The sequence below is a fragment of the Actinomadura sp. NPDC048032 genome (genome assembly GCF_040653175.1).
GTDB lineage: Bacteria > Actinomycetota > Actinomycetes > Streptosporangiales > Streptosporangiaceae > Spirillospora > Spirillospora verrucosospora.
The window spans coordinates 1-12,806 of record NZ_JBEZJP010000008.1 but is presented as its reverse complement, the minus strand read 5'-3'; the positions used below and the strand labels follow the sequence as shown (position 1 = coordinate 12,806).

Below are 12,806 nucleotides of genomic sequence, written 5' to 3'. Positions count from 1 at the left end.
ACCGTCAGCTCAGCGGCCCGGGCCCGACTTTTCCCTGGTCGCGCCTCTAGGTCCGGCAGTCCTCAGGGATGACGTGGGCGTAGAGCCCGACGTGTCATTTGCTCGGCTGGGGAACCTTGCAGTTGGCGGTGGGGTTGAGACCGATGTAGTTGAGCGGACCGGTGGCCAGGGTGATTCCGATGGTGGCGACTCTGGCGCAGCTGCCGTCGAATTGGGTGTAGTAGTGGCGCTGTCCCGCGGCGAGCGCTCCTATGGTCAGCCAGGCGACGAGCATCCACCGTCCGGACCTCATCGCTACCTCCGGTGACCGCTTCGCCGACCCTGGGGGTACGACAGTAACGACAAGGTCGTCCATAGTTAAGCAAGTCGGGGCGGGTGTGTCATGTCACCGACGTCTCGCGCAGCCGCTGGATCCACTGCTTGCGGACGCAGATCGCGCACCGATTAGGTTTCCGCGCCGCGCCCGTCAGTACGTGTGCGATCGACCCACAGGAGGCTGGCACGATGCGGAAACTGACCTTCGGCATGAACCTGAGCGTGGACGGCTACGTCGCCGCGCCCGGCGACGACATCGGCTGGAGCGCCCCGAGCGACGAGCTGTTCCAGTGGTGGTCCGACCGGGTGGGTGCGACGGAGCTGTCGCTGTACGGGCGCAGACTGTGGGAGACGATGAGCTCCAGCTGGCCGACCGCCGACCAGCAGCCCGGCGCCACACCAGAGCACATCGAGTTCGCCCGCCGCTGGCGGGACATGCCGAAGGTGGTGTTCTCCTCCACGATCAGGAAGGTCGACTGGAACGCCCGCCTGGTCACCGGCGACGCGGTCACCGAGATCACCCGGCTCAAGGACGAGGACGGCGGCCCGATGGACATCGGCGGCGCCACACTCGCCGCCGCGGCGATGCGGGCCGGGCTGGTCGACGAGTACGTGCTGGTCACCCACCCGGTCCTGGTGGGCGGCGGCGCGCCGTTCTTCACCGCGCTGGACAGCTGGGTGAACCTGGACCTGGTCGAGACGCGGACCTTTCCCGGCGGCGTGGTGCTGACCCGGTATGAGACGAGGCGATGAGCGCGGGCGGAATGCTCGGAAGATGAGGACGACGGCGTCGTTGACCGCGATGGCTTCGGCATGAAGACGCCCCGCCGGCAACGCCGGCGGGGCGGGCGGTGGCTTCGGTGACGCCCGACCGTGCGCTGGACTTGTCCGATCACAGCGTCGCGGGCAGGTCCAGCCATGGTTTGTCGGTGGCGTCGAATCCGGTGAGCTCGGCGATCTTCCCGTCGACGATGCGCAGGACCGCGATGTTGAACAAGCGGTACTCCGGGTCGCCGGGGGTGCGGAGGTACAGCACGGCGGCAGGCATGCGGTTGACCGTCGTGGCGATGCAGCGCCAGTCGTCGCGGCCGCGCTGGAAGAGCCCGCCGGAGACCCAGCCGTCCACCGCGTCCTTGGCCGTGACGGTCAAGGTGCCCCGCTCGGGCAGCATCACGAAGCGCAGGTCGTCGCGCAGCAGGGCCGTCAGCCCGTCGAGGTCGTTGCGCTCATGGGCGTCGATGTACGACTTCACCACGCCGCGCTCGTCCTGCGACAGCTCGTGCGTGGCGGGGCTCCGCCAGTCGAGGCGGCGGCCGGGCAGTTGCTCGCGCATCGTCACGCGCGCCCGCTGCAGGGCGCTGGTCACCGATGCGACGGTCAGTTCGAGGGCGCCCGCGACCTTCGACGCCGGCCAGCCCAGGACGTCGCGCAGGATGAACACCGCCCGCTGCCGCGGCGGCAGGTGCTGGACGGCGACGATGAACGCCAGCTCGATCGTCTCCCGCGCCACCAGCGATTCCTGCGGGTCCTCCGGGAGCATCCGGTCCGGGTAGGGCTGCAGGTAGCTCACTTCCGAGCCCGCGTCCGGCAGGTCGGCGGGCACGGGTGTGCGGTCGTTGCGCTTCTCCAGGAAGTCGAGGCAGGTGTTCGTCGCGATCCGGTACAGCCAGGTCCGCGGCGAAGCGTGGCCCTTGAACGACGCCCGCTTGTTCCATGCCCGCAGGAACGTCTCCTGCGTCATGTCCTGGGCGTCCTCGTAGTTCGCGAGCATCCGGTAGCAGTGCACCTGCAGCTCACGCCGGTGGCGCTCCGTGATGAGCGCGAACTGCGCCGTGTCATCCGAGCGGGCGGCCGCGATGAACGCGGCCGTGTCGGCGCCTGGCGGCGTGGCGTCGGTCATGGTCGTCAATCCTTCCGCGGTTGGCGAGGGGCTGCCAGAACTGACGACGTGGCGGAGGATTTCTGATCGGTGAAGCAGCCGACACTGGGCCGTTCGTCAGGCCGGATCGGTCGGGGTCGGTCTAGGGTACGTGTTCGGATCGGGCACACCTCGATGTCGAGGCGGGGTCTCAACAGTACGGGGGAGAGACCGGGCGGAAATGGCTGGTCTGTCCAGGCCGCCGGTACGTCCCACGCCCCCGCTTCCCTATCGAATTAGCGTGCGGCGCGTGGAGCTTGGCGGCTTGGGCGCTCCTCCGCGGAGATCACTCGCGGCTCGCGGCGACGTGGATCGGACGGCGGCGGGTGATGCGCCAGGTGGTGGCCGCGGTCGTTGCGGCGGTGACGAGGAGGGCACCGATGGTGACCCCCATGATGAGCGTGGTGGGAGGGGCGACGACGACGGCGCCGAGCGCGAGGCCGAGCGCCGTGACCGTGACCGTGACCGATTCGACGAGGGTCATGAGCAGGACCTGGCGGGTGGTGAGTCCGGTCATGCGGACCACCGCCAGCTCGCGCCCACGGGCGGCACCGGCCATGATGACGGCGTTGACCACGGCCATCGTCCTCGCCGTCCTCACCTACCTGCGCGAGAGCTGACGGCTGCTGGCGCCACCGACGCCTTCGCCTCCGCTGTGACCTTCAGCGACGGCCTGGGAACGTCCGACCCTCGCACTAGGGTTCGTCTTATGAACACATTCCGCACCAGCCGTGATGAGAAGGCCCCGGCGTGAGCCGGTACCGAGGGTCCGCCACCCTGATCGACAGCGCGGGAACCGAGATCGAGGTCTACGTCGATCTGCGCGCCAAGCAGCGGGAATGGTCCGGGACCGCGACCATCGCCGACTTCGATGCCGACGACTCTCACGACCAGACGCTGAGACTGCCCGACGGCCGCGAGGGGCAGGTCACGCTCAACGGTTCGCAAGCCTGGTCCGACGTCATCACGCTGGTCGGAAGCGGTCCGCCGCCCTTTGCCTAAGCGGGGGCCGAGGGAGGTTCGGGCACCCCGGCGGTGACCTGACGGGCTTGCCGCGCGCGCCTCCTCTCGTGGCTGCCGCATGTCTCGATCGTGGGCATCTCAGCTCCTGCTCGCCTGCGCGGCGACGGGACCTCACGCGTCCCCTCCTGAACGCCCGGCCCCGGCCGCCTGGACGCTCACCCCATCCGCGGTGGGCGGCGTTGTCCTGCTGGCGCGGGCACTCGCTCGGCTTTGACGATCTTTCCGTCGCCGGGCTCACGGGCTGGATCGATGGCCCAATGCACCTGGGGTCCTCTTAGCCCTGGCACTTACGGCCTCGCTGGCTGCGGCGGCAGCGCCGCGGGCTTGCCGGAGATCGCCCATCAGCCCGAGCCAGGGTCCTTCGTTCGACCGCCCTCGGGTCGCCGACGGACCGCACGCCTGCGCGGAACAGCCGGTCACCGGCATCGTGACCGGCCGCGCCTCCCCACTGTTGCGGGACAACCCTGAGAAGGACGCCCTCGAAGATCGGGGATCGTTCGGGGTGCTCCCCAATGGCGAGGCGGTGTCACCGACCTCAAGACTCGACCCATGAGCTTCGCCAGCTCGCCGACGCGTCGAGCTCGATGAGTGGCGCCCACCCCGCGGGAGAAATGAGTTGCAGTGCGCCTTGTAGGAAGACGCCGGAATCGCGGCGGCCTGGCCCCGGTGGACGCCCTTCCAGTAGTGGTGCGGCTGGACAACGTGGTTCGCCGTTACGGGGGCGGTCAGGCCGAGGTGGCCGCCCTGGATGGCGTGTCGCTCGACTTCGGACCTGGGACGTTCACCGCGATCATGGGGCCGTCGGGCTCCGGCAAGTCGACGTTGCTGCACTGTGCTGCCGGGTTGGACCGTGTGGACGAGGGCCAGGTGTGGTTGGCCGGGCAGGATCCGTCGCGTCTGCCGCGGCGGGCGTTGACCGAGCTGCGGCGTGACCACACCGGGTTCGTCTTCCAGGCGTTCAACCTGATCCCGACGCTGACGGCGAAGCAGAATGTGGAGCTGCCGGTACGGCTGGCAGGCCGTGTGCCCGACCCGGACCAGGTGGCACGCTCGCTGGACCGGGTGGGACTCGCCGACCGCGCCGACCACCTGCCGACACAGCTTTCGGGCGGTCAGCAGCAGCGGGTGGCGGTCGCGCGTGCGCTGGTCGCCCGCCCCCGGGTGCTGTTCGCCGACGAGCCCACCGGGGCTCTGGACATCCGTTCGTCGCGGGAGGTCCTCCGCCTGCTGCGTGACACCGTGGCGCAGAGCGGAACGGCCGTGATCATGGTGACGCACGACCCCGTGGCCGCGGCACACGCCCAGCGGGTGGCGTTCCTCGCCGACGGGCGTCTCGTCGGCGAGCTGGCCGGTGCGAGCGCGGAGAGGATCGCCGCGCGCATGGCGCTGCTGGAGTCCGGTCGATGGGCCGATGGTCAGGACGGCCACGCGCCGGACCGTTCCGGTGAGGGAGCCGTCTGTGCGCGGGGTTGACCGGCTGACCTGGGAACTGGGACTGGCCAGCGTGCGGCAGCGCTGGTCGAGCTTCGTGGGAGCGTTCGTGGCCCTGGCGGTCGGGACGATGATCACGGCCGCCAGCGTTCACGTCCTGTCGGCGACCACGAGTACGCCCTCACCAGGGCCCCAGCGTTTCGCGGCGGCTCAGAGCGTCGTCGTCCCGGTCGACGGCCTTGGGACGCCGTTGCCGGCACCGGCGGGCCTGCCCCGAGAGGCCGTGGAACGCGCCCAGCGCGTCGGCCCGGCCGTGGTGGATCGCAGCTTCGCGGTTCGAAGCCTGACCGGGGCCGGGGCGGAGGCTGTGGGGCACGGATGGTCCTCGTCGTCCCTCGCCTCCTACAAGCTGCTCTCCGGGCATCGGCCGGTCGATGACCAGCAGATCGTCGTGGCGGCCGACGACACCGGCTCCGCTCCCCTGGGTGAGCAGGTCAGGGTGGTGACGCCGCTGGGAACGGCGTGGTACACCGTCGTCGGCGCGGCCGGGCGCAAGTCGTTCGAGGACGCGGTCTTCTTCACTGACGCGGAGGCCGCTCGCCTGTCCCCGGCGGTGAACGCGGTGGCCGTCCAGGCGCCGGCCTCCGCGGTTCGCGCCCACGTGTCCAGCGAGGCCGCCGGAGTGCTCGCCGGCGACCTGCGGAGGGTGGCGGATCCGCCCACCGTCGGCGGTATCGGCAAAGCCCGGTCCGTCGTGCAGATGACCACCGGGCTGTCGGTCTTGGTGGTGGTGTTCGTCCTGATCGCGACGTTCGCCTTCGTCGTCGAGCAGCGGTCGCGCGAGCTGGCGCTGCTGAGTCTGGTGGGCGCCTCGCCCGCGCGGATCCGGAGGATGGTCCGTGCGGAGACCGTGGTGGTCGGCGCCGCCGCGGCGCTGCTGGGGTGCCTGCTCGGAATCCCCGCCAGCCTGCTGCTGCGGTCCTGGATGGTGGCCAACCGCCTGGCTCCGGAGTGGTTCCACGTCGGTTTCCACCCGGTGGCGTTGGTGATCGCGTTCCTGGTCGGCATCGGAGCGGCGGTGCTCGGCTCCGCCGCCGCCTCATGGCGCGCGTCTCGCGCCGAGCCCCTCGACGCCCTGCGGGAGACGATGGCCTCGCCCCGCGTGATGTCACCGGTGCGGTGGATCCTCGGTGGCCTGATCCTGGCCGTCGCCATCACGGTCGCGCTCGTGTTCGCCGTGATCAGCCCTTCGAGCGCCGCGAATCCCGGAACCTATTTCGAGGTGCCGATCCTTTGCGCGGCGGGTCTCGCGATTCTTTCGCCGGCGCTGGTCCGCCCTGTGGCACGGGTCGTGACCTGGCCGCTGATGCGCTTCGGCGCGCTCGCGCTGGTCCTGCGGCAGAGCACCCTCAACGGGGGACGCCGTGTGGCTGCCATCGTGACGCCGGTCGTCCTGGCCGTCGGCATGTTCGGCGGGATGATCAGCATGCAGGATTCCGGCCGTGACGCGGCCACCCGCCAGCGCACTGCCGCGGTCCGGGCCGACTTCGTCGCCACTCCGGACTTCGGCGGCACCTTCAATCTCCCAGCCGTCTCCGCCCTGCGCCACACCGGCGGCGTCCGGAGCGTCGAAGTGACCGACGAGGTCGTCACCCTGGCCGCGAAGGGCGGCCAGATCCTCGACACGGTCGACGCGCGAGGCGTCGATCTCAGCGCCCTCGGCGACGTGGTGACGCCACGGGTGCGGCAAGGCTCGCTCGACGCGCTCCCCGCCGATGCCATCGTGGTGAGCCGCGACCTGGCCGCCTCCGCCGACCTGCGGATCGGCCAGCCCCTCGTGGCGCGGATCGGCAACGGTCATCGCGTCACCGTGCATGTCGCCGCCGTTGTCGACTCAGTGCTCGGAGGCGGTGCGGCCTACGTGCCCGACGAGCTCCCGGGAAGCATGACGCCCGGCACAGCGTTCCTCCGCACCCTCCCCGGCAAGAGCGCGGCACCGCAGTTGAGAGAACTGCGCGAAGCGGGCGTGCGAATCGAGCCCGTCTCGACGTACGTGGCCCGAGCGAGCCAGGCCGAGAAGGAGGACTCGCATCTCGCGAACGTCGTCATCCTGGGCATCGTGATGGCCTACGCCCTCCTGGCCCTCGTCAACACCCTCGTGACGAGCGTCTCCGCGCGACGGCGAGAGATCGGCGCCCTCACCCTCACCGGCGCCACCCACCGGCAGATCGTCGGCATCGTCGTCAGCGAGGCGGTGCTGGCGGTGGCCGTCGGCACGCTGGTCTCGATCCTCTCCGCGGGAGCGGTGCTCGGGCTGCAGCACGTCACGCTGAGCCGCGTCATCGACCACCCGCCTCTGGCACTGCCCTGGACCAGCCTCTGGCAGATCGTCGCGCTGTGCACCGCGACAGCCGCGCTAGCTGCCTTCGTCGCCGTCTGGCGCACCCTCGCACGCTTCGAGGCCACACCCACAAGCGTGTAACGGCCCGATGACCAGCAAGAAGGCCTGGATGCCGGTCGGGCTGCGGGACGGCCGCAGCTCGGCCGGGGGCACGAGGTGAGTCAGGACTTGGCGCGCTGCTGTTTGAGGCGGAGTTCCTCTTCGCGGACCTTGGCCCGGATGGCCTGCTCGCGTACCAGCCAGTCGGGGTTCTCGGCCTTCAGGTCCTCGATCTCCGCGGTGGTGAGGGGGCCCGTGACGCCGGCGCGGGCCAGACCTGAGGCGGAGACACGGAGCTTGGCGGCGATGACCTGGCGGGGGTGGGGGCCCTCGCGGCGAAGGTCGGCGAGCCAAGCGGGCGGGGCGGCCTGGAGCGCGTTCAGTTCGTCCCGGGAGACAGGGCCCTCCTGGAACTCGGCGGGCGCTGCCGACAGCAGGATCCCCAGCTTCTTGGCCGCGGTCGCGGGCTTCATGGTCTGCGGGGTCTTCGCCTTGGACGCGCTCATGACCTCAAGGGTAGCCAGCGGCAGGGGGCCGCCTGGACGTGGCTAGGCTGGGGCGGTGACCGAAGGTGAGTTCCGGCTGGCCTACGTGCCGGGAGTGACGCCCGGAAAGTGGGCCGGGGTGTGGGCCGAGCGGGTGCGGGACGTGCCGCTCCGGCTGATGCAGTTCCCCGCCGCCGAAGTCGTCCCCCTGCTGCGGAAGGGCGATGTGGACGCGGCGTTCGTGCGCCTGCCCGTCGACCGCGAGGGCCTCCACGTGATCCCGCTCTACCTGGAGACGACCGTCGTGGTGGTGCCCAAGGACCACGCGGTCGCCGCGGTGGAGGAGCTGGAGCTTGCCGATCTCGCCGACGAGGACGTGTTCGAGCCGCTCGACGAGGTCCTGACCTGGGACGACCGCCCCGGGCAGCCCGCCTTCACCCGTCCCGAGACCACCGCTGCCGCGATCGAGCTGGTGGCGTCGGGGGCCGGCGCCCTGCTGCTTCCGCAGTCTCTGGCCCGCCTCCACCACCGCCGGGACCTCACCTACCGCACCGTGACCGACGCTCCCCAGTCCCAGATCGGCCTGGCCTGGCTTGAGGCCGTGACGACCGACCTCATGGAGGAACTGATCGGGATCGTCCGCGGCCGCACCGCCAACAGCTCCCGCGGCCGCAACGCCCAACAGCAGCCCGCCCGCAAGAAGCCGCAGCGCCGGCGCTCCACCCCCAAGCGCCGCCAGCAGAAGCGCCGCCGGACGTGAAGAAGGCCGCGCTCGGCGGCGGTAGCGTGCACAATGCTCTGCACGGTCGTCTCGTTCCGGCCGGCTGGTACTCATCCTTCCCGTGGGCGTGAACATGGACGCTGAGAAGCAAGGGGCCCCCGTTCAGCCTGGCCGGCTCGCGAACCTCCGGTCCAGGCTCCGCGACGGGCAGGACCGCCCGCCGACCTCGGTCTTCGTCGTCGGCACGCTGTTCTCGGGCTCGACCCTCATCGGGCGCGACATGACCACCCGGATCCGGGGCGCCCACTACGTCGGCGAGCTGAACAACTTCACGCAGATGCCCGACTACAGCCACAGGGACGCCGGCCGAGGCTGCGGGCCCTGCTCCCTGCTCGGCAAGGAGTGCCGCCACTTCACGGACGCGCTCCGGGAGCAGGTGTCCTACGACGACATCATCGGCATGCACCGGCGGTTCGCCCGGTCGCTGGGCGCCTCGGCGGTCGTCGACGGGAGCAAGTACGTCACCTGGCTCCGGCAGGCCGTCGAGCAGCAGCTCGCCGACCCGGCGGACCGGGCGCCGGTGAGCGCGATCGTCACGGCGCGGAACCCGATCGCCTTCGCGACCAGCTACCGGAACCGGACGGGGGAGCCGCTGTGGCGGGGCGCGGGCATCTGGCGGGACACGTACGTGGACGCCCTCCGCACCGCCAACACGTACGGTCTGCCGCACATCGTCGTCCGCTACGAGGACCACATGGCGCACCCGGAGCGGTCGCTTGAGCGGCTGGCAGGCTTCCTGCACCTTCCCCTGGACGCCGAGCCCGACAACACGAGGATCCACGACACCGGCGGCAACTGGAGCTCCTTCGTCCCGTACGTGGGAAAGGAGCAGCTGGAGGACTACATCCAGCGGCTCGACGGTCCCGGGCGCGCGGAGGCGGAGGACTTCGTGAGGCATGCGCGGGCGTACTGGAACGACGAGAAGCCCCGGGAGGACACCCGCTGGCGGGGCGGCCTGGAGGCCGGTGAGGCCAACGCGGTCCTCAGCACTCCGGGACTGACCGACGTGGCGAGCATCCTCGGCTACAACGTCGCGGAGGTCGTCCACGCGGCCGTCCGGGGCGCGCCTCGTCACGGATGAGAGGTCGTGGAGACGTCCAGCAGCCGGGTCGCCGCGTGGTCGAGGGGGATCATCTCCTGTTCGATCCGGCGGAACGGGGTGGGGCCCGCGGTCGCGACGGTGTCGTAGGCGGTCGCCTCGGCTTCGGTCAGATGCGGCAGGATCGCCGGGGACGGCCTGATGGGACGACCCGCCGTGTCGTGATTCACCCCGTGCCGGGCGTAGTGGTGCAGGTCGGTGGCGTCCATGAGGATCGAGGTGACCGGCTTCGGCGGCGCGTCGTCCGGGGCGGGCTCGGCCAGTGCGGCCCGGAACCGGTCGAGGATCGCGTATCCGTCCGCGTCGATGTCTCCCCAGTAGACGATGTGGTCCGCGGCACGGAGCCAGGGGACGTTCGCTAGGAGGGCCGCGGCCGCCTTGCCGCCGCCCTCGACCACGATGGTGTCCCGCACCGGTGGGAACCAGAGGCGGCAGTCGCGGTTCTCGACGACGAGAACGGTCCGCGGCCGGTAGGCGATGTCGTGCGTGTCGCCGGTGGTCCATGCGTCGTGTCTGCGGCGGCCCGACGCGACGTGATCGGGGTCGACGTAGGTCAGGTGCAGCACGGCCGGGCGGGGGCGGACCTCGTCCCGGACGTCGCGTCCGGCGACGTCGCGCAGCAATGCGCCATGGGTGTCGAGCCACTTGGTGTGCATGCCGGGGACCGGGAGTTGCCGTGCGGTCCATGCGCCCGCGTCCGGGTTCCGGCGCAACCAGGTCACCGCGCTGAGCAGCACCTCCGCGTCGTCGGCTCCGAGCCGGCAAGCGGCCCGGACGGTGGCCGGGGTGAGGAACGCGCCGGCGGACCGCAGCGACGACGCGAGCGCGCGGGCGCGGTCGACGTCCACGGGCGGCGGTCCCGTTTCGGAGACCAGGGCGACGGCGGCGTCCAGGCCCGCGACGAGCATGGCGGGGTAGTCGTCCGTCACGCCTTGGACGGACACCGGCTTGCGGACGATCTCCACGCCCGTGGGGTGCCGGCCGGCGAACTCGCGCCAGCGCATGTGCCACTCGTGCCAGGCGGCGTGCCCGATCCGCGCCACCGCGCTGCCGGTCGACACGCCGGGGCGGAGCGGGACGGAGAACGTGACCGGCTCTCCGGCGCCGAGGTCGGCGCACACGGCTGCCGCCCACTTCTGGTGGACCTTGCGGCGGAGCGCCTCGACCGCGCCGGCCGGGGTGACCAGGCGGGGGGTCATGCGTCGGGGACCGCCACGATGGGTTTCGCCCATGACCGCCCCTCGGCGTTCTTGAGGGTCAGGTACTCGGCGTCCACGTGGGGCTCGATCGCGCTGTGCTTGTCGTTGGGGGCACTGATGACGAGTTGGAAGCCGAGCCCCCGCCACGCGCCGATGGCTCGGCCGGTGAAGTGCGCGTCCGCCTTGATCAGCGCCTCGTCGAGGAAGACGGGGGCGTAGCGGGGGCGTTCGGCGCCCGCGTCGCCGAGCTGGTAGCGCAGCGCGGCGCCGACGATGAACGCGACCAGCTCCTGGGACTCGCCGCCGGACTTCTCCCCGATGTGGTCGTAGACCGCGACGTGCTCGCCGGCGAGGTCGATCTTCTCCGCGCTGATCCGGACGTGGTTGCGCACGTCGACCAGGTCGGCGAACTCGGGCGCCGTGCGGCGGATGCGGTCGATCACCCTGGCCATGCGGTGGTAGGCGCGTTCCCGGTCGGCGTCCGTGGCCGCCTTGTCGATGACGGCGCGCACGTCGCGCAGCTCCTTGCGGAACCGGGCGCGCACCGCGGAGTGGCTCTCCTGCGGGTCGATGCGCAGCCGGTGGCCGTCGTCGGCGAACGGCAGTTCGGCGAGGATCCGGTTGACCGGGTCGATCCGGTCGCGGATCTCGCGGACGGCGGCGGCGAGCTCGCTGTCCAGGCTGGTCAGGTCGTTGCCGGAGAGTCTGAGCAGGCTGTCGCGCCACTCGGTCTCCAGTTCGTGCAGGCCGCTGGTCTCCAGATCAGTGAGCAGGCGGTCGAAGTCGCGGTAGGAGTCCTCCGGTTCGGTGCCGAGGTTCGGGTTCGGCCAGCGCTCGACGAACGTCGAGAACGTGTCCCGCAGCGCCTTGCGCGACCGTTCGATCTCCTCCTCCGACGACGTGCGGTCGGCGCGCATCCGTTCGGAGCCGCGACGGTGCGCGGCGTCGAACTCCCTCAGCGCGGCCGCCGGGTCGGCGCCGTCGGGGACGGCGTCGAACAGCCCCGTGAGGTAGTCCCGGTGCTCCGCGCTCACCTCGGTGCCGGTCGCCGCGGCGGTGTCGAGCGCCTTCTGGGCGCCGTCCACCTCGTCGACGATCGACTCCCACTGCTTCTCGAGCTCGTGCAGCTCCCGCTTCCGCCCGCCGACGCGCTCGGTCAGGTCCTTGATCTCCTGCTTGAGCTCCTCCGCCTCCCGCTGCAGCCGGTCGATCTCCGGGTTGCCCTCGCGGACCTCGTCGATGACCTGCTTCCAGCGGTCCCGTTCGGCGGCGACCGACGCGACGTCCACCTGCTCCCAGGACAGTTCGGTCACCGCCTGGTAGGCGGTGCGCCGCTCCTCGAACGAGTTGAGGGTCCGCTCCGCCTCCGCCTCCCGCGCGACGGCGTCCTCGTGGCGTTCCCGGGCGTGCCCGATCCGGGTGTCGAGGTCGGCGAGCAGCCGGGTGTTGCTGAACCCCAGCAGGTTGGCCCTGCCGTGGCCGCCGTGCGCGCCCCGGCTGCCCTGCGACATCTGGCCGGTGATCGTGAGCGCCTTCGCGTGCTGCTTCAGCAACTTGGGCGTCTCGACGCAGACGAAGTCGAAGCCGCGGACGAGTTCGCTCTTGAGCCAGGCGGTGAACGGCGACGGCCGGTAGTCGAGCCGGCCGGGGAGCGTCCTGTCGTTCAGTCCGATCTGGTCGTGCATGCCGGTGCGGACGCCTTCGAACTGGATGCGCCGGGGAAGGCTCACCGCGTTGATCGCCTCGCGGAACGCGTTCAGCCCGCCGATGTCGATCAGCATCCGGGTGGCGAATCCGCCGAGCGCCAGGTTGAACGCCTCCCGCCACGGTTCGAACTCCGTGCGCACCTCGATCAGCTCGCCGACGAACGGCAGGTCGTCCGGGGTGACCCCGGCGGCGTCGGCGAGCCGGTCGCGGGCGGTGTGCAGGTCGGCGGGGATGTTGCCGCGGCGGGCTTGCGCCGCCGCGCGCTCGTCCCGCAGCCCGGCCAGCTCGCGCGCGGCGGCCGCGGCCTCCCCCGCCGCCTTCGCGAACGCGTTCTGGGCGGTCTCGGCGGGCAGCCATCCGCGCCGTTCCAGCTCACCGACCAGGCGTAGGTAGGGCGCGTCGAACACG

Annotated in this window: 12 protein-coding genes; 6 read left to right on the top strand and 6 right to left on the bottom strand. The window is 71.2% G+C overall.

Features of this window, described 5'->3' with window-relative positions:
- Positions 1-94 precede the first annotated feature (94 nt).
- Entirely contained in the window at positions 95-274 is a 180-nt protein-coding gene (locus tag AB0C69_RS02510; RefSeq protein ID WP_360348769.1) for a hypothetical protein, read from the bottom strand.
- A 230-nt stretch (positions 275-504) separates the two neighbouring features.
- Here AB0C69_RS02510 and AB0C69_RS02505 point away from each other — a divergent pair, with 230 nt between their 5' ends.
- Entirely contained in the window at positions 505-1,068 is a 564-nt protein-coding gene (locus tag AB0C69_RS02505) for a dihydrofolate reductase family protein (protein ID WP_360348766.1), read from the top strand.
- A 139-nt stretch (positions 1,069-1,207) separates the two neighbouring features.
- On the opposite strand, the gene AB0C69_RS02500 is transcribed toward AB0C69_RS02505, so the two are convergent.
- Positions 1,208-2,215 (bottom strand): RNA polymerase subunit sigma-70, encoded by a 1,008-nt coding sequence (locus tag AB0C69_RS02500; RefSeq protein ID WP_360348763.1) that lies wholly within the window; start codon positions 2,213-2,215, stop codon positions 1,208-1,210.
- 304 nt (positions 2,216-2,519) lie between these two features.
- Positions 2,520-2,816 carry a hypothetical protein gene (locus AB0C69_RS02495; RefSeq protein ID WP_360348761.1) on the bottom strand — a complete coding sequence of 99 codons (297 nt, stop codon included), beginning with the start codon at positions 2,814-2,816 and terminating at the stop codon, positions 2,520-2,522.
- A gap of 167 nt (positions 2,817-2,983) precedes the next feature.
- Between AB0C69_RS02495 and AB0C69_RS02490 the strand changes: the two genes are divergently transcribed.
- From AB0C69_RS02490 to AB0C69_RS02480, 3 genes are all read left to right on the top strand, one after another.
- Positions 2,984-3,235, top strand: coding sequence for a DUF4873 domain-containing protein (locus AB0C69_RS02490; RefSeq protein ID WP_360348758.1), 252 nt, complete (start codon positions 2,984-2,986; stop codon positions 3,233-3,235).
- Between the two features lie 705 nt (positions 3,236-3,940).
- Positions 3,941-4,729 (top strand): ABC transporter ATP-binding protein, encoded by a 789-nt coding sequence (locus AB0C69_RS02485; RefSeq protein WP_360348755.1) that lies wholly within the window; start codon positions 3,941-3,943, stop codon positions 4,727-4,729.
- Positions 4,716-7,169 (top strand): ABC transporter permease, encoded by a 2,454-nt coding sequence (locus AB0C69_RS02480; RefSeq protein WP_360348752.1) that lies wholly within the window; start codon positions 4,716-4,718, stop codon positions 7,167-7,169. Before AB0C69_RS02485 ends, AB0C69_RS02480 begins: the two co-directional genes overlap by 14 nt.
- An 80-nt stretch (positions 7,170-7,249) precedes the next feature.
- Here the strand turns inward: AB0C69_RS02480 and AB0C69_RS02475 are convergent, their stop codons facing one another.
- The gene (locus AB0C69_RS02475) at positions 7,250-7,633 is read right to left on the bottom strand and encodes a DUF5997 family protein (RefSeq protein WP_360348749.1); all 384 of its coding nucleotides are present in this window, start codon (positions 7,631-7,633) and stop codon (positions 7,250-7,252) included.
- 55 nt (positions 7,634-7,688) lie between these two features.
- Between AB0C69_RS02475 and AB0C69_RS02470 the strand changes: the two genes are divergently transcribed.
- Positions 7,689-8,372 carry a LysR family transcriptional regulator substrate-binding protein gene (locus AB0C69_RS02470; RefSeq protein ID WP_360348746.1) on the top strand — a complete coding sequence of 228 codons (684 nt, stop codon included), beginning with the start codon at positions 7,689-7,691 and terminating at the stop codon, positions 8,370-8,372.
- Positions 8,373-8,466: 94 nt separating this feature from the next.
- On the top strand, positions 8,467-9,474 hold the full coding sequence (locus AB0C69_RS02465) for a hypothetical protein (protein WP_360348743.1): 1,008 nt from the start codon (positions 8,467-8,469) through the stop codon (positions 9,472-9,474).
- Here AB0C69_RS02465 and AB0C69_RS02460 read toward each other — a convergent pair.
- Positions 9,465-10,691 carry a Wadjet anti-phage system protein JetD domain-containing protein gene (locus tag AB0C69_RS02460; protein ID WP_360348740.1) on the bottom strand — a complete coding sequence of 409 codons (1,227 nt, stop codon included), beginning with the start codon at positions 10,689-10,691 and terminating at the stop codon, positions 9,465-9,467. The two genes, AB0C69_RS02465 and AB0C69_RS02460, sit on opposite strands and share 10 nt — an antisense overlap.
- Positions 10,688-12,806, bottom strand: a 2,119-nt coding sequence (locus AB0C69_RS02455) for an SbcC/MukB-like Walker B domain-containing protein (RefSeq protein ID WP_360348738.1), incomplete at its 5' end; no start/stop codon positions are given. The genes AB0C69_RS02460 and AB0C69_RS02455, both read right to left, overlap by 4 nt.

What these genes read in the sequence shown, in the direction of transcription:
- AB0C69_RS02510 (WP_360348769.1), bottom strand. Translation starts at nt 274, where the DNA reads ATGCTCGTCGCCTGGCTGACCATAGGAGCGCTCGCCGCGGGACAGCGC.
- AB0C69_RS02505 (WP_360348766.1), top strand. Translation starts at nt 505, where the DNA reads ATGCGGAAACTGACCTTCGGCATGAACCTGAGCGTGGACGGCTACGTC.
- AB0C69_RS02500 (WP_360348763.1), bottom strand. Translation starts at nt 2,215, where the DNA reads ATGACCGACGCCACGCCGCCAGGCGCCGACACGGCCGCGTTCATCGCG.
- AB0C69_RS02495 (WP_360348761.1), bottom strand. Translation starts at nt 2,816, where the DNA reads ATGGCCGTGGTCAACGCCGTCATCATGGCCGGTGCCGCCCGTGGGCGC.
- AB0C69_RS02475 (WP_360348749.1), bottom strand. Translation starts at nt 7,633, where the DNA reads ATGAGCGCGTCCAAGGCGAAGACCCCGCAGACCATGAAGCCCGCGACC.
- AB0C69_RS02465 (WP_360348743.1), top strand. Translation starts at nt 8,467, where the DNA reads ATGGACGCTGAGAAGCAAGGGGCCCCCGTTCAGCCTGGCCGGCTCGCG.
- AB0C69_RS02460 (WP_360348740.1), bottom strand. Translation starts at nt 10,691, where the DNA reads ATGACCCCCCGCCTGGTCACCCCGGCCGGCGCGGTCGAGGCGCTCCGC.